The organism is Pseudomonas sp. CGJS7 (genome assembly GCF_036961695.1).
Genome location: NZ_JBAMDI010000086.1, coordinates 17,760 through 33,899, shown reverse-complemented (window position 1 = coordinate 33,899; position 16,140 = coordinate 17,760). Strand labels below are relative to the sequence as shown.

Below are 16,140 nucleotides of genomic sequence, written 5' to 3'. Positions count from 1 at the left end.
TCGCGATGCCTTGCAGGAGCGGTCATGCAAGGCGTCAGGGCTCACTCGGCCATCTGCAACTCTGGCAGCTTCACGCGCAACGCCCGGGTCAGCCCCAGTAGCACCAACAGGCCCAGGCCCATCCAGCACAGGCCGATGGTGAACGACAGGCTGGTCAGGCTGCTCCATAGCCACAACGTGCTGAGAAAGCCCAGGCCGGGAATGGCGCCGTACAGCAGGTAGTTGCGGCAACCGCGCAGTTTCTGATCAACCAGGTAGTGCTTGACCACCGCCAGGTTCACCGCCGAAAAGGCGAACAGTGCGCCAAAGCTGATCATGTTCGCCACGGTATCCAGGGTGATCACCAGAGCGATCAGCGACAGCAGGCTGACCACCAGGATGGCAGTGGCCGGCACGCGCTTTTTCGTCACCAGCTGGCCGAATGCCCGCGGCAATGCGCCGTCGCGGCCCATGGCGAACAGTACGCGCGACACACTGGCCTGGGACACCATGGCCGAGGCGAAGCAGCCCGCCACGTAGGTAGCGGTGAAGGCGGTTACCAGCAGCTCGCCGCCCACCCGGCGCATCACGTCCACCGACGCCGAATCCGGGTCGGCGAAGCTGCCCCAGTCGGGAAACACCATCTGCGCGCAATAAGACACCACCAGAAACAGCAGACCGCCGATCAACGACACCGCCAGAATCGCCACGGGAATGCGGTAGGTCGGGTTACTGGTTTCCTCAGCCATGGTCGACACCGCATCGAAGCCGAGGAACGACAGGCACAGCACGGCGGCGCCGGTCATGATCAACGGCACGCTGAAGCCATCGTGGTGCAAGGGGGCCAGCAGCGACACCGGCTCCGCCTGTCCGCTGAGCTTGAGAATGGACAGGGCGACGAAGACGATGATGAACACCAGTTGCACCACCACCAGGATCCAGTTAACCCGGGTGATCGACTCGATGCCAATCAGGTTGAGGAAGGTGACCAGGGCAATGGAACCCGCTACCCACACCCAGGCATGGATGGTCGGGAAGTATTCCGACATGTAGATGCCGATCAGCAGGTAGCTGAGCAGCGGCAGAAAGATGTAGTCGAGCAGCAGTGTCCAACCGGTGATGAAGCCGATATGGCTGCCGAAGGCCTTGCGCGTGTAGGTGTAGACCGAGCCGGAGTAGGGGTGGGCCTGGACCATGCGGCCGTAACTGTAGGCGGTCAGCAGCATGGCGGCGAGCGTGAGCAGGTATGCGGTGGGCAGGTGCCCTTTGGTCATCTGGGTGACCAGTCCGTAGGTGGTGAATACGGCCAGGGGCACCATGTAGGCCAGGCCAAACAGCACCAGGGCGGTCATGCTCATGGACTTGCGGAAGCGGCCGGTGCTGGTGCCGGGTTGCGAGGGTGCATGCGGGGCGGGGCTATGGGCTGTACTTGTTGTTGTATGCATTGCTAACTCCTGAAAAGGGATGCAGGACACCGCGGCAGGCGAGCAGGCTCGCGACCGTCAGGTGTTGTGCAAGGAGGTCGAGCGGAAAGCTCGCAGCGCTGGGGCGGGTTGATGCTCCCACACCCTGCAGGCACCCGGAATCACCCTTTGGGGTGAGCGGACACAGCCCTTGCCCGGCTCACCCCAAAGGGTGATTCCGGTGCCTGCAGCGCCGTGGGAGTATCTGCTCAACGACGCACCGCACTGGCGGCGGTGCCACTGAAAAGAAACGGCAGGCTTACAGTGACCAATCAATTGCTTTCAGAACAATGGTTCGAGCACCAGGCCAAGGTCACCGAGGCGATCGGCCGGCCGGGCTTTGCCGCCAGCCTGTTTGCTGCACTGGGTGTGATCCGGCCGATCCAGGCGACCACGGTGTACCTGTACCCGCACGATGGCATGCCCTGTGCGCTGTTCGAGCAGGATGACAAGGCGCCCTGGCAGCCCGAGGGCAATGTCAGCCGCTACCTGTCGGGCTTCTACCTGCTCGACCCGTTCTACGGTGCTTGTGTGGAACAGGTCGAATCCGGTTGTTACGGCCTGTTCGAAGTGGCACCCGACCACTTCGAGGTCAGCGAGTACTACCAATCGTTCTACCGCCACTCGCACCTGGAGGATGAACTCAACTACATCCTGCAGGTGGCGCCCGGGCAAAGCCTGGCGGTGTCGCTGGCCTTCACCGACAAGCTGGATGGACAAAGCCGTACCCGGTTCGGGCTCATCACGCCTTGGGTGCTGGCGGTACTCGGCAAGCATTTTGCCGGGCTGGACAGCCGCGCAGGGCGCTTCGAGAACATCCTCGAGCAACGTATTCATGCCGCGCTGAACAATTTCGGCAGCTCGCTGCTGACCGAGCGTGAATGCCGTATCGCCCAGCTGATCCTGCGTGGCCACTCGACCAAGTCGCTGGCCGAGCGGCTGGGAGTGTCGGAGGACACCATCAAGTCGCACCGCAAGAACGTCTACGCCAAGCTCGACATCGGCACCCAGTCCGAACTGTTCTCCCTGTTCATCGATGCACTGGCCAATGCCCAGGGCGTGCTGGGCAAGGACCCGCTGGAAAGCTACATGGGCAAGCTGCGCTGAACGCCAGCTGCCCTGCAACCCCACCGCAAAGGAAAACCAACAATGAACGCGCCTTTCGCCCCGCAACGCCAGACCCGTGACTACCAGGCAGCCGATGCCGCCCACCACATTCATGCCTTCCTCGACCAGAAGGCGCTGAACGCCGAAGGGCCGCGGGTGATCGTCGGTGGCGAACGCCTGCACCTGTGGGACAGCGAGGGCAAGCGTTACCTGGATGGCATGTCCGGCCTGTGGTGCACCCAGCTCGGTTATGGCCGTCGTGACCTGACGGCCGCCGCAGCCACGCAGATGGATCAGCTGGCCTACTACAACATGTTCTTCCACACCACCCACCCGGCGGTGATCGAACTGTCCGAACTGCTGTTCAGCCTGCTGCCGGGGCACTACAGCCACGCGATCTATACCAACTCCGGCTCCGAGGCCAACGAGGTACTGATCCGCACCGTGCGCCGCTACTGGCAGGTGGTTGGCCAGCCAGGCAAGAAAATCATGATCGGCCGCTGGAACGGCTACCACGGCTCGACCCTGGCGGCCACGGCGCTGGGCGGGATGAAGTTCATGCACGACATGGGTGGGTTGATTCCGGATGTGGCACACATCGACGAACCCTACTGGTACGCCGAGGGCGGTGAACTGACCCCGGCAGAGTTCGGCCGCCGCTGCGCCTTGCAGCTGGAGGAAAAGATCCTCGAACTGGGCGCCGAGAACGTTGCCGGCTTCATTGCCGAACCCTTCCAGGGGGCAGGCGGCATGATCTTCCCGCCGGAAAGCTACTGGCCGGAAATCCAGCGTATCTGCCGCCAGTACGACGTACTGCTGTGCGCCGATGAGGTGATCGGTGGCTTTGGCCGCACCGGCGAATGGTTCGCCCATGAATACTTCGGCTTCGAGCCCGACACCCTGTCGATCGCCAAGGGCCTGACCAGCGGCTATGTGCCCATGGGCGGCCTGGTGCTGAGCAAGCGCATTGCCGAGGCGTTGGTGGAACGCGGCGGGGTGTTTGCCCACGGCCTGACCTATTCCGGCCACCCGGTGGCGGCGGCAGTGGCCATCGCCAACCTGAAGGCGCTGCGTGACGAAGGCATCGTGCGCCAGGTGAAGGACGACACGGGGCCGTACCTGCAGCGCATCCTGCGGGAAGTGTTTGCCGACCACCCATTGATCGGCCAGGTGCAAGGGGCCGGGCTGGTGGCGGCGCTGCAGTTCGCCGAGCACAAGCCGACGCGCAAGCGCTTTGCCAACGAGAACGACCTGGCCTGGCAGTGCCGCACCTTTGGTTTCGAGGAAGGGGTGATCATTCGCTCGACCCTGGGCCGGATGATCATGGCGCCGGCCTTGATCGCCAACCACAGCGAGTTGGATGAGCTGGTGGAGAAGACCCGGATAGCCGTAGACCGCACGGCGCGGCTGGTCGGCAAGCTCTAAGCCGCTGACAAGGGCAACGCGCTTCCCTGTGGGAGCGGGCACGCCCGCGAACACCGGCGAAGCCGGTGCCATCCACCGTGTCGCCTGATTCGCGGGCATGCCCGCTCCCACAGAGGGAGTGCGGCGTGCTTGCGGACTGTGTGGTACCTGTTACTTGCGCAAGAAGGACCGCCACGACGGTCGTCTGGAGTACAAATGTACACTCTCGAATTCTGGCAACAACGCGCCTCGGACCTCTACCTTCCGGCCCATGCACTGATCGACGGCAAACCCGTCAACGCACAGGATGGCGCCACGTTCGCAGCCATCAACCCCGCCACCAACAACGTAATGGCACAGGTTGCCGCCTGCGGCCATGCCGAGGTCGACCTGGCTGTCGCCAGCGCCCGTCGAGCCTTCGAGCAAGGCCCCTGGCCGCGCATGGCGCCGGGCGAGCGCAAGAAAGTGCTGCTGCGCCTGGCCGAGCTGATCATGGCCCATCGTGAAGAACTGGCATTGCTGGACTCGCTGAACATGGGCAAGCCGGTGATGGATGCCTACAACATCGACGTGCCGGGCTCGGCACATGTGTTCGGCTGGTACGGCGAAGCGCTGGACAAGCTGTATGACCAGGTGGCGCCCACTGCTGCCAATGCGCTGGCCACCATCACCCGCGAAGCCCTCGGCGTGGTCGCTGCCGTGGTGCCATGGAACTTCCCGCTCGACATGGCCGCCTGGAAGCTGGCCCCGGCGCTGGCTGCCGGTAACAGCGTGGTACTCAAGCCCGCCGAACAATCACCGTTCTCGGCCCTGCGCCTGGCCCAACTGGCGCTGGAAGCCGGTGTGCCGGAAGGCGTACTGAACGTGGTGCCGGGCCTGGGCGAGCAGGCCGGGCAGGCGCTGGGCCTGCACCCGGATGTGGACTGCCTGGTATTCACCGGCTCCACCCAGGTGGGCAAGTACTTCATGCAGTACTCGGCGCAGTCCAACCTCAAGCAAGTGTGGCTGGAGTGCGGCGGCAAGAGCCCAAACCTGGTGTTCGACAACTGCCAGGACCTGGACCTGGCTGCGGAAAAGGCCGCCTTCGGCATTTTCTTCAACCAGGGCGAGGTGTGTTCGGCCAACTCGCGGCTGTACGTGCAGCGTGCCATCCACGATGAGTTCATCGAGCGCCTGCAGGCCAAGGCTCGCCAGTGGCTGCCCGGTAACCCGCTGGATCCGGCGAGCCGCGCCGGGGCCATTGTCGATGCCGGGCAGACCGGCCGCATCGAGGCCGCCATCGTGCGTGCCGGGCAAGAGGGCGCGCGATTGGTGTGTGGCGGCCGACGCCTGACCATCGAAGGTTCGGACAACTACATCGAGCCGACCATTTTTGCCGGTGTCGAGGGCCGCATGAGCCTGGCGCGCGAGGAGGTGTTCGGCCCGGTACTGGCGGTCAGCGCTTTCGACACGGAAGAAGAAGCCGTGCGCCTGGCCAACGACAGCATCTATGGCCTGGCAGCCTCGGTGTGGAGCGACGACTTCAACCAGGTGCACCGGGTAGCCCGGGCGTTGAAAGCCGGTACCGTATCGGTGAACACAGTCGATGCGCTGGATGTGACGGTGCCGTTCGGTGGGGGCAAGCAGTCGGGGTTTGGCCGCGATCTGTCACTGCATTCGTTCGACAAGTATTCGCAGCTCAAGACCACCTGGTACCAGTTGCGCGGCTGATGTATTGATCATTGACCGCGTCGTCTGCTTCGCGGGCATGCCCGCTCCCAGGTTTCAGCACAAGTCTGAGGGTTGTGCTGGACCTGTGGGAGCGGGCGCGCCCGCGAAGAGGCCGTATCTGGCGCCGCAGCGGGACCCGGTTAGAAGTCCACGCTAGCCGAAAGCTGATAGGTCCGCGGCGCCCCCAACCCCAGGGTCTGGGTCAGTGGCACACCCCAGTAGTCCTTGTCCCCCAGGTTGGCGATGTTCGCTCGCAAGGTGACCGGCTTGTTGGCGACCTGGGTCACAAAGCGGGCGCCAACGTCGAAGATCGTGTAACCCGGAATCGACAGGCTGTTCTCGGCATTGATGTATTGCTTGGACTGTGAGGTCACGTTGCCGGTCAGGGTCAGCCCATCCAGGCCGGGGATGTCCCACTCCATGCCCAGCTTGCCCTGCACCTTGGGGTAGGCCGTGGCGGTCTTGCCATCGTTGGCACCGCCTGCGGTCTTGGTCAGCTTGGGGTCGACATAAGCCACGCCCCCCATCAGGCGCACGTCGGGCAGAGGGGCACCGAAGAAGCTCCATTCCACGCCCCGATTACGCTGCTCGCCACTGAACGAAAAGATGTTGGTGACCGGGTCGGTATAGCTGCCCGGGCGCTTGATTTCATACAGCGCCAAGGTGTGGCTGAAGGTGCCCAGGTCGAGCTTGAGGCCGATTTCCTTCTGTTTTGATTTGTACGGCGCGAACACGTCGCCATAGTTGGCAGCGGTGATCGGTGCGGCCGCGCCTTTGCTCAGGCCTTCGATGTAGTTGGCGTACAGCGACAGCTCATCGGTCAGCTTGAACAGGATGGCCCCGGCAGGGGTGGTGGCGTGGGTGTCATAGCCTGGTTTGTTGCGGGCACCGGTATTGGTGTTGTAAGTGTCGGTGACCACTTCCTGGCGACGTACGCCGAGGGTTAGTTGCACCCGGTCATCCAGCACCGACAGGGTGTCGGCGATGCCATAACTTTTCAGGTCGTTTTCCGTGTGGGCAATCAGTGGCCAGGCCTCCGATACCTTCGGGCCCCAGACAGGGTTGTAGATATTGGTCGTCCAGTTCGAGCCGGCGGCGCGGCGGCCGAAGTCCTTTTGCGTGTCGCTGTACTGGGTGGCGTTGACCGACCATTGGTGGTTGATGCCGAAGGTGTCGAAATGGCCACGCAGCCCCACCTCGGCAGAAGTCTTGTGGATCTCCATCTGCAACTGGCCCATCGCGGTGGTGAAATCACCGGCGCTGTTGTTCACCGTTGCTGTGAGTGCGCCGCTGTAGCGATAGTCCGTCTTGCTGGTGCCGACCGCGCCATAGGCCAGCAACTGGTCGTTCAGCTCGTACTCACCACGCAGGATGACGCCCTTGTCCTTGGTTTCCACATAAGCCCAGTCGGGGTTGAGCAGTGTGTCGTTTTTTGGCGGTTTGGGGACTGGTACCCCAGCGGCCAGGCCCATGCCGCGGTTCTGGCCGCTGATGTGGTCGTCGGTATCGAACAGGTCGAGCGACAGCTTGCCACGTTCGCCACGCCAGTCCAGGGCCAGAGAAGACAGCACATTGCGCTGGCGTTGATCGTCGATGGCAGTGTCGCCGTCGCGGTACATGCCGTTGAAGCGCACGCCAAACTGGTTGCCCTCACCGAAGCGCCGGCCAACGTCGACATGGCCGCCAAGCTGGGCATCGGAAGCGTAGGTGGCGGTCAGCCGGGTCAGCGGCGTGTCGCCAGCGCGCTTGGGAATCAGGTTGACAATACCGCCCACCGAACCGCCGGGCGGCATGCCGTTAAGCAGCGCCGACGGGCCTTTGAGTACTTCGATGCGTTCGTACATTTCGGGTGAGGCGCGGTAGTAGGGGGCCATGCCGAACAGGCCATCGATAGTCATGTCACTGACGCTGGTCTGGAAGCCGCGGATCGAGTAGTTCTCGCTGTAGGTGCCGGTCAGGCCGTTGCTGAACACTGACGGGTCGGTGGCGGCGATAACGTCGGTGATGTCCCGGGCCTGCAGATCCTGAATGTAGGTGTCGGTGTAGCTGACGGTGCTGAACGGCGTTTCCATGAAGTCTTTGTTGCCCAGCAGGCCCACCCGCCCGCCGGTGGCCACCTGGCCGCCGGCATACACCGGTGGCAGTGGATCGGCAGCGCTGGCTTGGGCGTCGATCAGGGTGGCGGGCAATTCCGGGGCGGCGGTTTTTTCTTCAGCGGCCTCGTGGGGGTTGGCTGCGTCGGCGTGTGCGGCGATTGGCGCCAGTGTGCAGCTACCAAGGGCCAGGCCAATGAATACGGCATGTGCCAGCGGGGTGCGCGGCAGCGCAGGCAATGCCAGGGCAGGGGACGAGAGTGTGTGCAAGGTACGGATGGACACGCGATGGCTCCAGAGGGACAGATGGCGGGTTGTGTTTTTGCATTTAAAAAGCGAAGACGTAAGGCAAATGAGAATCACGTGCTAACGCAGTAGCAGGCATTTGCAAAAAGGCAGTGCCTAGTCCTGATAGCCCCTGATCACGTCATCCGCGATCAAAGCCAGTGAGGTCGGGCTGGCGGCCGTGACGTACCAGGCCTGCGGGTCGACGAACACCACGCGGCCGTGCTTCCAGGCGTTGGTCTGGCGCAGCAGGGGGTTGTCCAAGGTGTCTGCCGTCATCATTGGGCGGTGCTCCATGACGGCGGTGCGATCCACCACATAGAGGATGTCGGGGTTGGCCTGCTGGATGAACTCACTGGAAATCGGCTGGCCATGCAGGCCGGTATCCAGGGTAGTGGTGGCCGGCTTGACGCCCAGGTCATTGAAGATGAAGCCGTAGCGCGACTGCACGCCGAAGGCGCTGAAGGCGCCGTTGTTGTGCAGCACCACCAGGGCCCGCTCCGGGCGGTCGCGGGTGACGCTGCGCACCTGGGCCAGCTTGGCCTCCAGTGCGTCAGCCTTGCGCTGGGCCAAGCCTTGCTTGCCGAACACCTGCCCAAGGCTGAGCAGGTGCTGCCTGACCATGGCGACATGCCCGGTTTCGCTGTCGCGATAGTCCACATCGAAGTGCAGGGTCGGCGCCATTTCGCTCAGTTCGTGATAGTGGTTGGCCTGCAGCGAGGTGATCAGGATCAGGTCAGGCCGCGCCGCATGCACCCGCTCCAGGTTGGGCTGCACGATCGAGCCGACATCTGCCGTTTGCCCGGCATCCTTATAGCGTGCAAGAAAGTTCGGCACGAAGTCCTTGGGCATGCCCGCCACGGGTACGCCCAACTGGTCGAGGAAGTCCACTTCGTTCATGTCCAGAGCCACCGTGCGCTGTGGCAGTTGACTGATCACTGTGGTGCCCAGTTTGTGCTGTACGGTTAACGGCGTGTAGTCGCCATGGTGCGTGGTGTTCGCCGGTGCCGCTGTGGCTGCCGTGGGCTCGTTGCAGCCGTGCAGGGCGAGGGTGGCGGCTAGCAGTAGCGCCAATGGCCAGCCGTTGGCGGGGTGGTTGCGGTTCATTGCTGTTCTCCGGGTGGGTTGAAGTAGTTGCACAGGCGGCCGCGCGCGCTGTGGGTGATGTCGAAATCCAGCCCGTACAGCGCGTGCAGCTGTCGCTCGGTCACAACCTGCTCGACGCTGCCGCTGCAATGCACACGGCCACCCTGCATGGCGACGATGCAGTCGGAGTAGGCGGCGGCAAAGTTGATGTCGTGCACCACCAAAATCACCGTGCGGCCGAACTCGTCGCACAGCCGACGCAGGGCGCGCATGATCTGCACGGCGTGGCGCATGTCGAGGTTGTTCAACGGCTCGTCCAGCAGCAGATAGTCGGTCTGTTGGGCGATGGTCATGGCCAGAAAGGCCATTTGCCGCTGGCCGCCGCTGAGTTCATCGAGGTAGGCCTGGCGCAGCGGCTCCAGGGACAGAAAGGCAATGGCCTGGTCGATGGCCCGACGGTCTGCAGCGGTGAGCGCACCACGGCTGTAGGGGAAGCGGCCGAACGCGACCAGTTCGTCGACGGTCAGGCGCAGGTTGAAGTCGACCGACTGGCGCAGGGTGGCCACGCGCCGGGCATAGTCGCCGATGGCGATGCTGTCGATGCTTTGCCCGTCCAGGCGTATGTCACCGCTGGCAGGCGCCAGCAGCCGGGCCAGCATCATCAGCAAGGTGGACTTGCCGGCGCCATTGGGGCCGATCAGCGAGGTCAGCTGCCCGCGCGGGAAGCTGGCGCTTACCCCGCTCAACACCTCTTTGCTGCCATAGGTTTTGTGCAGGTCGTGGACAGTAATCATGCGGCTCCCCGGTTGCGCACCATCAGGGCGAGGAAGTAGGTGCCACACACCAGGTTCACGAGGATGCCGACGGTGGTCCTGTAGTTGAAGACATGCTCGACCAGCAACTGGGCGGCAATGAACACGGCAATGGCCACGGCGCTGCCGAGGGCCAGGGTGACCCGGTGGCGGAAGGTACCGGCCATCGCATAGGTGATGTTGGCGACGAACACGCCCATGAATGCCGTGGGCCCCAACAGGCTGGTCGACACCGCGACCAACGCTGCGATCAGCGCCAGCAGCAGGCGCACGTTGCGCCGGTAGTCCACGCCCAGTGAAATGGCCTGGTCGCGCCCGAGTGCCAGCACGTCCAGCACCGGTACGGCCCGGGCCAGCAGCACACACACGCCCGCCACCAGCACGGCCGAATACAGCAGCAACTGCGGCGATGCCCGGTTGAACGAAGCCTGGGTGTAGCCCAGCAGCATCGAGAACTCGCCGGGGCTGACTTTCAGCTGGACGAACTGGGTGAACGTGGCCATGACCATGGTCAGCACCAGGCCGACCAGCAGCAGGAAGTACACGTTGTTTTTGCCGTCACGAAACAGCCAGCGGTGCAGGGCCCAGGAGTAGCCGAGCATCAGTAGCATCGAGAGCAGGAAATTGCCGTCACTGCCGAGCACGATCAGCCCCTGCACGCCGATGCCCAGCACCAGCAGCGCCTGCAGCAGCAGGTAAACGGCTTCGTAGCCCATGATCGCCGGGGTGAGGATGCGATTGCCGGAAAGGGTCTGGAAGGCGATGGCGGAGCAGGCCACGCACACGCCACCGATCACCATGGCCGCCAGGCGCACAAGGCGCTTGGGGATGAGGTATGCGAAATCCGCCCCGGCGTTGACGAACACGAACAGCGTGGCCAGAGCGACCACGGCCAGCCACAAGCAGTGTCGGCCTTTCATCGCTGCCTCCAGATGATCAGCCCGAGGAAGATCAGCCCGCCCAGGCCGCCTGCAGTCAGGCCGATGGGCACTTCGAACGGGTAGATCAGCAACCGCCCGAGCAGGTCGCAGACCAGCAGCAAGGCCGCACCGCCCAGCGCCACCAGTGGCAGGGTGCGGCGCAGGTTGTCGCCATGGCGCAGGGCGACCAGGTTGGGCACCACCAGGCCGACGAAGGGGATGGCGCCGACGATGATCACGCTGGCCGACACCGTCACTGCTACCAGCAGCAGGCCCACCGTCACGTTGGTGGTGTAGTTCAGGCCCAGGCTGGTGGCCATGCCTTCGCCCATGCCCAGCACGGTGAAGCGCTGTGCGTACAGGTAGGTGAGCAACACGATCGGTACAATCAGGTAGAGAATTTCGTAGCGGCCCTGCACCACCTTGGAAAAATCACCCAGTAACCAGCCCTGCATGCTTTGCAGCAGGTTGAAGCGGTAGGCGTAGAACTCGGCCAGCGCACTCAGCACGCCGCCGTACATCAGGCCGATGACCGGCACCAGCACCGCGTTGCGGGCGCGTATGCGGCGGATGAGGGCGACAAACAGCAGGCTGGCGGCAAAGCACACGGCCAGTGCCAACAGCATGCGCAGCAGTGCCCCGGCCGCGGGCGCCAGGCCCAGCGACAGCAGGATGCCCAGGCGCGCGGCATCGAGCCCGCCGGTGGTGCCGGGTTCAACGAAACGGTTGCGCACGATCTGCTGCAGGATCACACCGCATACCGCCAGCCCGACACCCACCAGTATCAATGCGGCCAGCCGTGGCAGGCGGCTTGCGGTCAGGGTCAGCCAGGCGTCGCCTTGCAGGGTAAGCAGCTGAGACCAGGCCAGCTCACGAACGCCGACAGCCAATGAGGCCGCGCACAACATCAGGAACAGGATGAGGCATGCAACACGCATCAGTCGTGTTCCACCCTCGGTGCCCCGATGCGCCAGCCGTTGGCGGCGTGGCGCTGTTCGAGCATGCGTGCATAGTGCCCGCCATTGGCGCGCAGTGTGGCCGGTGTGCCTTGCTCGACAACCTGCCCGGCGTCCAGCACCACGATATGGTCGGCCATGGCCACGGTGCTGAGCTGGTGTGCGATGACCACCAAGGTGCAACGCCCATGCAGGCTGTGCAGCGTCTGGGCAATCACGGCCTGGTTCTCGGCATCAAGGGCGGCGGTGGCTTCGTCCACCAGCAGTACTGGTGCTTGCCTGATCAGCGCACGGGCAATGGTCACACGCTGGCGTTCGCCACCGGAAAGCTGCGCACCACCTTCGCCCACGGACGTATCGAGGCCCCCGCGCAGCCGTTCGAGGGTGTGTCCCAAGCCGGCCATGTGTGCCGCTTGCAGTACCTCGGCGTCGCTGGCATCGGGTTTGCCGATACGGATGTTGTCGGCGATGCTGCCCTGGAACAGCCAGGTGTCCTGCAGTACTTGGCTGACTGTGTCGGTCAGGCTGGCGCGGGCCATTTGCCGCACGTCGACGCCGCCAATGCGCACACTGCCTTCGGTGGTATCGAAGAACCGTGCAATCAGGCGCATCAGTGATGTCTTGCCTGAGCCCGAGGCGCCGATGACGGCGGTCATGCTGCCTGCCGGGATGTGCAGGTTCACGTTTTGCAGCACGTCGGGCCCGGTGGGGTTGTAGCGCAAGCTCACCCCTTGCAGGTTGATTGCGCCGCCCGCCGGCCGGTGGGGCGAGGCGGGTTCTGGCAACGGCTTGGCTGCCAGGATCCGTTCGATTTCCTGCAGCTGGCCATGGGCCCCGCGCAGGATCTCGACATGGCTGGCCACGTCCTGCAGCGGGTCGATGAAGCGGCACACCAGCACCAGTGCCACGATCACCGCAACTGCGTCCTGCGCTTGGCCACCCGCCTGATCGCCGAACCACAGGCCGGCGGCCACCAACAGCGCGGCAAATGTTGCCTGCACGGCCCAACTGTTGAGCAGTGCTGACAGCGAAGCACGAATGATCAGGCCCATGCCGCTGCTGCGCTGGCGCTCCAGGCTTTGCGCCAGCAACCGTGTGCCCCCACCCTCCCCATTGAAGGCCCGCAGCACCGACTGTGCCTGGGCGAACTCCACCATACGCTGGCTGGCGGCGGCGAAGTGCTGGTGAAAGGCGTGATCGGCCCTGCGCCCCAGGCGTGCGCTGAACAGCAGCACTGCAGCCAGCGCCGGCAGCGCTAGCAGGGCGACAAGCCCCAGCGGCGGTTGCAGGATGAACAGTGCTACCAACAGCACCAGCGGCGTGACGCTGCCACTGATCAAGGGCGTGAGCACATGGGCCGGCAGTTGAGCCACAGCCATCGTGCCCTGGGTGATCACATGCCCGAGCCGCGCGGTGTTGTCAGGGGTGAACCAACCCAGTGGCAGCTGTGCTACTTGGGCGCCAATGTGCTGGCGGCCGCCTTGCAGCACCGCTACCGCCAAGCTTATGCCGGCCTTTTCCACCTGGCGTCGCCAGGCCCAGCACAGCGTCATGCCGGCGGCCAGCACGACCAACCAGGCACTGGCAGCGTGTATTTCGCTGTTCAGCAGATGCAGCATGAGCGGCGCCAGGGTACTGATGGTCAGGCCACTGAATACCCCGTACAGCACGGTCATCAGCAGGTAACGGCGCCAGGCCGGGGCGCATTCGCCCAGCAGTCGAACGAAGGTTTTCAGCATGCTGGCAGCGCCTTTTTCACGGTGTCCTGATAACCACCCTGCGCCCACAGCCGTGCATAAAGGCCTTGGCGGGTGAGCAATTCGCTGTGGCGCCCTTGTTCACACAGGGCGCCTTGGTCCAGCACCAGGATCTGGTCGGCATGCATCACCGTGTCCAGCCGGTGGGCGATGACCAGTAGGGTGCGACCCCGGGCGAAACGCGACAAGGCATCCTGGATCGCCGCCTCGCTCTCGGCGTCGGCGGCTGCGGTGGCCTCGTCCAGTACCAGCACGGGCGGGTCGAGCAGCACGGCGCGAGCAATGCTCAGGCGCTGCTGTTCGCCCCCGGACAATTGCGCGTCTTCGCCCACCACTGAGTCATAGCCACGCGGCAGTTGCAGGATGCGTGTGTGAATGTTGGCCAGGCGCGCAGCCGCTTCGACTTGTTCGCGGGTTGCAGCCGGTTTGCCCAGGGCGATGTTGTCGGCCACGCTTGCATGGATCAGCCGCACCTCCTGCAGCACGAAACCTATGCGTCGGTACAGTTCGCGGCTCTCGATCTGCCGCAGGTCGACGCCACCCAGGGTGATGCGCCCGGCGTCTGGGTCGAAAAACCGTAGCAGCAGGCGCGCCAGGGTCGACTTGCCGGCGCCAGAGGGGCCGACGATGGCGGTCGTGGTGCCGGGGGCCAAGGTGAAGCTGACGTCATCGAGCACGTTGTTGCCGGGGGCGTAGGCATGGCTCAGTTGCTCCACGCGCAGTTCGCTGCCGTTGGGCAGGCTGCCAACCGCAGGGGCCGGCAGCACCGGGGTGTCCAGCAGGGCCTGCACCCGCTGGGCCGCCCCTACCGCGTTGTTGAGGTCGTGGGTGATGTAGTGCAACAACTGTAGCGGCGCGCACAACCCAGGTGCGACCAAGGCAAAGGGCAGTATCTGTAGCGGCTCTATCCAGCCCAGGGCCACGAACGCCATGCCTGCCAGCAGCACCACACCCACTACCGTCACCGGCGCGATCAAGGCATTGGCCCGTGCCATCGCCGCAACCAGTGGGCGGGTGAAACCGGTGAAGGTGTTGGCAAAGGCATCGACCGCGGCACGGTAGCGGTCCTGCGCGTTGCCGCGCCCGCCGAATGCTTTGACCAGCGGCATGCCATTGACGAACTCGACCACCGCGTTGTCGATGCGCGCCATGCCCGCAACCACATCACCCATATGCGCTGCGCTGGCCTTGATGGCACGGTGCAGAAACAGGAAGAACGCCGGGAAGGGCAGCAGCACGACCACGGCAAGGCGCCAGTCCATGGCGAACAGGTAGGCCACGGAAATCAGCACGGCGCCCACGGTGCGGCCCAGTGTGGTGAAAAAGTGCGCGGTCAGGCTGTGCAGTGTGCCGATGTCGTCCTGCATGGCCCGTTTCACTTCGCTTGATGCCCGCTCGCTGAACCAGCCGAGCGGCACTTGCATCAGGCGCTGGCCGATCGCCACGCGCAGGTGATGGGTGATGTGGTTGTCGGCCTGGTGCGCCAGCATTTCGGCTGCGGTGATCAGGGTCATGCCAGTGAACAGGCTGGCGATGCTGGCTGCGATGGCCCGGCCAATGGCGCCCGATGTGGCGGTTTCGCTCAACGCCAGGTGTGCGATGTGCGCAATGCCTGCCAGCGGTACCAAAGCCAGCATCGAACCCGCCGCAGCCAGCACCGCCGACAGCGCCAGCCGCCCGCGAATGGGGGAAAGCACACGGCTGAGCGGGCTGCGGGCTTTGTTTGTTGAAGGGGCGGCATCGTCAAGGGGCGTTGATGAATCGGACATGAAGCGGGCCTGGAAAGCTGCAAATTAATTAGTTGCATGACTATAAACTAATTTGCGAAAACCCGACAAGGCAGCTACAAGACTGTCTTCACAAAGCCTGGAGGAACCGATGCAACCACCACAACGCACCCCCGGACGCGGTCGCCCTCGCACCATCACCCGTGAACGGATTGCCGACGTGAGCATCGCCATCGGCTTGCCCAACCTCACGTTCGTTGGCGTGGCCGCTGCGTTGGGCGTAAGCCACATGGCGCTGTACAAGCATGTGCCGAACATCGAAGCACTCAAGTGCCTGGTGGCCGAGGAGATCTTTCAGCGCTGGCAGATCCCTAGGGCAGACGGGAATTGTGTAGAAGGGTTGCAGTCCTACCTGACGCGCTTTGCCACGTCGGTACAGGCATTCGTCAAGGCCCACCCGGGTCTGACGCCCTATGTGATCCGCAGGCTGGCAGCGACAGAAGCGATGATCGACAAGATCAATGACCACCAGGCGCACATCGCCCAGGCCTACGGCCTGAGCCTGGAACAGGCGCGCTGGTTGTTGTCGACGGTGGCGTTCCATGGCTTTGCCGTGGCCGATACGGTGTACACGGTGTCGGGGCGCGAGCCGCTGCTGGAGGCCGACCGGGCTGGCGAAGAATCGGAGATGGAAGTGGAGTTGCTTGAGGGCATGCAGGCGCTGATTGTCGGGGCGTTGGTCATGCTGGAGCAGCGGGGTTGAGCCTCATGTAACGGCTGTGCGCCTTTTACTGCCCAGGTTAACTTTTTTGCCATCCCGGCAGAAAGCCCACGTACGCTC

Annotated in this window: 12 protein-coding genes; 4 read left to right on the top strand and 8 right to left on the bottom strand. The window is 64.1% G+C overall.

Translation table 11 applies throughout. The features are described from left to right. Window positions 1-41: 41 nt before the first annotated feature. Window positions 42-1,424, bottom strand: coding sequence for an APC family permease (locus tag V7787_RS35875; RefSeq protein ID WP_104887420.1), 1,383 nt, complete (start codon window positions 1,422-1,424; stop codon window positions 42-44). A 282-nt stretch (window positions 1,425-1,706) separates the two neighbouring features. Here V7787_RS35875 and V7787_RS35870 point away from each other — a divergent pair, with 282 nt between their 5' ends. The 3 genes from V7787_RS35870 to V7787_RS35860 all read left to right on the top strand — a co-directional run bounded on the left by V7787_RS35870 (window position 1,707) and on the right by V7787_RS35860 (window position 5,663). Beyond that, window positions 1,707-2,549 carry a helix-turn-helix transcriptional regulator gene (locus tag V7787_RS35870; RefSeq protein ID WP_010953510.1) on the top strand — a complete coding sequence of 281 codons (843 nt, stop codon included), beginning with the start codon at window positions 1,707-1,709 and terminating at the stop codon, window positions 2,547-2,549. A 42-nt stretch (window positions 2,550-2,591) separates the two neighbouring features. Further along, window positions 2,592-3,974 (top strand): aspartate aminotransferase family protein, encoded by a 1,383-nt coding sequence (locus V7787_RS35865; protein WP_003250846.1) that lies wholly within the window; start codon window positions 2,592-2,594, stop codon window positions 3,972-3,974. Between the two features lie 195 nt (window positions 3,975-4,169). Next, window positions 4,170-5,663: an aldehyde dehydrogenase gene (locus tag V7787_RS35860; protein ID WP_336092143.1), complete on the top strand. Its 1,494-nt coding sequence runs from the start codon at window positions 4,170-4,172 to the stop codon at window positions 5,661-5,663. Window positions 5,664-5,803: 140 nt separating this feature from the next. On the opposite strand, the gene V7787_RS35855 is transcribed toward V7787_RS35860, so the two are convergent. The 7 genes from V7787_RS35855 to V7787_RS35825 all read right to left on the bottom strand — a co-directional run bounded on the left by V7787_RS35855 (window position 5,804) and on the right by V7787_RS35825 (window position 15,341). Beyond that, on the bottom strand, window positions 5,804-8,041 hold the full coding sequence (locus V7787_RS35855) for a TonB-dependent receptor (protein ID WP_336092141.1): 2,238 nt from the start codon (window positions 8,039-8,041) through the stop codon (window positions 5,804-5,806). Between the two features lie 117 nt (window positions 8,042-8,158). Beyond that, complete coding sequence (locus tag V7787_RS35850) at window positions 8,159-9,148, bottom strand: siderophore ABC transporter substrate-binding protein (protein WP_336092139.1); 990 nt, start codon at window positions 9,146-9,148, stop codon at window positions 8,159-8,161. Then, complete coding sequence (locus V7787_RS35845; RefSeq protein WP_064491494.1) at window positions 9,145-9,921, bottom strand: iron ABC transporter ATP-binding protein; 777 nt, start codon at window positions 9,919-9,921, stop codon at window positions 9,145-9,147. The genes V7787_RS35850 and V7787_RS35845 overlap by 4 nt, the downstream gene beginning before the upstream one ends. Continuing rightward, entirely contained in the window at window positions 9,918-10,859 is a 942-nt protein-coding gene (locus tag V7787_RS35840) for an iron chelate uptake ABC transporter family permease subunit (RefSeq protein WP_336092136.1), read from the bottom strand. Before V7787_RS35840 ends, V7787_RS35845 begins: the two co-directional genes overlap by 4 nt. Next, on the bottom strand, window positions 10,856-11,797 hold the full coding sequence (locus V7787_RS35835; RefSeq protein WP_336092134.1) for an ABC transporter permease: 942 nt from the start codon (window positions 11,795-11,797) through the stop codon (window positions 10,856-10,858). The genes V7787_RS35840 and V7787_RS35835 overlap by 4 nt, the downstream gene beginning before the upstream one ends. Continuing rightward, window positions 11,797-13,554: an ABC transporter ATP-binding protein gene (locus V7787_RS35830; RefSeq protein ID WP_336092132.1), complete on the bottom strand. Its 1,758-nt coding sequence runs from the start codon at window positions 13,552-13,554 to the stop codon at window positions 11,797-11,799. The genes V7787_RS35835 and V7787_RS35830 overlap by 1 nt, the downstream gene beginning before the upstream one ends. After that, window positions 13,548-15,341 (bottom strand): ABC transporter ATP-binding protein, encoded by a 1,794-nt coding sequence (locus V7787_RS35825; RefSeq protein ID WP_104887424.1) that lies wholly within the window; start codon window positions 15,339-15,341, stop codon window positions 13,548-13,550. Before V7787_RS35825 ends, V7787_RS35830 begins: the two co-directional genes overlap by 7 nt. A gap of 109 nt (window positions 15,342-15,450) precedes the next feature. Here V7787_RS35825 and V7787_RS35820 point away from each other — a divergent pair, with 109 nt between their 5' ends. Continuing rightward, window positions 15,451-16,062 carry a TetR/AcrR family transcriptional regulator gene (locus tag V7787_RS35820; protein ID WP_064491497.1) on the top strand — a complete coding sequence of 204 codons (612 nt, stop codon included), beginning with the start codon at window positions 15,451-15,453 and terminating at the stop codon, window positions 16,060-16,062. The last annotated feature ends 78 nt before the right edge of the window (window positions 16,063-16,140 follow it).

What these genes read in the sequence shown, in the direction of transcription:
- V7787_RS35875 (WP_104887420.1), bottom strand. Translation starts at nt 1,424, where the DNA reads ATGCATACAACAACAAGTACAGCCCATAGCCCCGCCCCGCATGCACCC.
- V7787_RS35865 (WP_003250846.1), top strand. Translation starts at nt 2,592, where the DNA reads ATGAACGCGCCTTTCGCCCCGCAACGCCAGACCCGTGACTACCAGGCA.
- V7787_RS35860 (WP_336092143.1), top strand. Translation starts at nt 4,170, where the DNA reads ATGTACACTCTCGAATTCTGGCAACAACGCGCCTCGGACCTCTACCTT.
- V7787_RS35850 (WP_336092139.1), bottom strand. Translation starts at nt 9,148, where the DNA reads ATGAACCGCAACCACCCCGCCAACGGCTGGCCATTGGCGCTACTGCTA.
- V7787_RS35845 (WP_064491494.1), bottom strand. Translation starts at nt 9,921, where the DNA reads ATGATTACTGTCCACGACCTGCACAAAACCTATGGCAGCAAAGAGGTG.
- V7787_RS35840 (WP_336092136.1), bottom strand. Translation starts at nt 10,859, where the DNA reads ATGAAAGGCCGACACTGCTTGTGGCTGGCCGTGGTCGCTCTGGCCACG.
- V7787_RS35835 (WP_336092134.1), bottom strand. Translation starts at nt 11,797, where the DNA reads ATGCGTGTTGCATGCCTCATCCTGTTCCTGATGTTGTGCGCGGCCTCA.
- V7787_RS35830 (WP_336092132.1), bottom strand. Translation starts at nt 13,554, where the DNA reads ATGCTGAAAACCTTCGTTCGACTGCTGGGCGAATGCGCCCCGGCCTGG.
- V7787_RS35825 (WP_104887424.1), bottom strand. Translation starts at nt 15,341, where the DNA reads ATGTCCGATTCATCAACGCCCCTTGACGATGCCGCCCCTTCAACAAAC.
- V7787_RS35820 (WP_064491497.1), top strand. Translation starts at nt 15,451, where the DNA reads ATGCAACCACCACAACGCACCCCCGGACGCGGTCGCCCTCGCACCATC.